This is a genomic window from Acinetobacter sp. UBA6720, assembly GCF_002454215.1.
Taxonomy (GTDB): Bacteria; Pseudomonadota; Gammaproteobacteria; order Pseudomonadales; family Moraxellaceae; genus Acinetobacter.
The window spans coordinates 11,150-12,324 of the sequence record NZ_DKIK01000090.1; the positions used below are offsets into that span (position 1 = coordinate 11,150).

General features: G+C 41.6%; 2 protein-coding genes. Both read left to right on the forward strand.

Features of this window, described 5'->3' with window-relative positions; genetic code table 11:
- On the forward strand, positions 1 to 630 hold a 630-nt coding region (locus B4F08_RS08520), incomplete at its 5' end, for an MBL fold metallo-hydrolase (RefSeq protein WP_291374134.1).
- Positions 627 to 1,175 (forward strand): dual specificity protein phosphatase family protein (locus B4F08_RS08525; RefSeq protein WP_291374135.1); only part of this gene is annotated, 549 nt, incomplete at its 3' end. The genes B4F08_RS08520 and B4F08_RS08525, both read left to right, overlap by 4 nt.

Sequence of the window (1,175 nt, forward strand, 5' to 3'; positions counted from 1 at the left end):
GTGGCTCGGATTGGAAAAATTGAACAAAACTTAGAATTAACTGCAATTGCACAAATCCAAAAACTTGGCTTTAGCCCGAAAGATGTTAAACATATTTTGGTTTCACATCTGGATTTTGACCATGCAGGTGGCATTTCTGACTTTCCCAACGCAACGGTGCATATTCTGTCTAACGAATATAATGCTGCACAAAACCTGAAATCATTAAAAAATAAAGCGCGCTATAAAACACAACAATTTCAGCAGCATCGCCATTGGCACTTTATTGAGCCGATCCACGGTGACGCATGGTTTAATTTGACTCAAGTGCAAGGGTTTGACTTATTTCATAATGAGATTCTTTTGATTCCGCTGTTTGGGCATACTGAAGGTCACTGTGGCATTGCCATTAAAACCCAACAGGGTTGGAAACTCTTCTGCGGTGATGCCTACTACTCTCACTTAGAACTCAACCCTCAAAACAAACTTCGCAGCTTAAATGCCTTGGAAGTATTTTTTGCCGAAGATAATTCACAGCGTTTAAGCAACCTGCATAAAATTCAACAATTGGCACAGTCTGAACCCAGTATCGAAATCTTTTGTGCGCATGACCCTGTTGAACTCTCATACCATCAGAGCCTGATCCTATGACCAAATACCTTGTTATGCTTTCTCTGTGTGTCAGTATTTCTGGCTGTATGACTACACCTGCGCTGCCAGAGACAGAGCGCCCACAACACTGGGGACAGTCGATCCAACCTGCGCATAACTTCTATCAAATCAGCGAAACTGTTTTTCGGAGTGAGCAACCCGATCAAGATTTAGTTCCAAGTTTAAAAGCACAGCAAATTGACGTGATTATTAATTTACGCTCGCGCAATCAAGACCTAAAAAAACTGTCCAACCAAGGGTTTGAACTGGTGCATATCCCAATTCATACATGGGCGATTAACCGAGACGATTTATTAAAGGTGATGCAGAAAATTCAACATGCAGAGCAAAATCAGCAAAAAGTTTTACTGCATTGCTACCATGGTTCAGACCGCACAGGCGCCAGCGTGGCGATGTACCGCATTATTTTTCAAAACTGGTCTACCGCTGATGCCTTGGCTGAGATGAAACATGGTGGTTATGGTTTTCATCCGATTTGGCAAAATATTGAGCCTTTATTTAGCCCTGAAAATATAAAATGGATT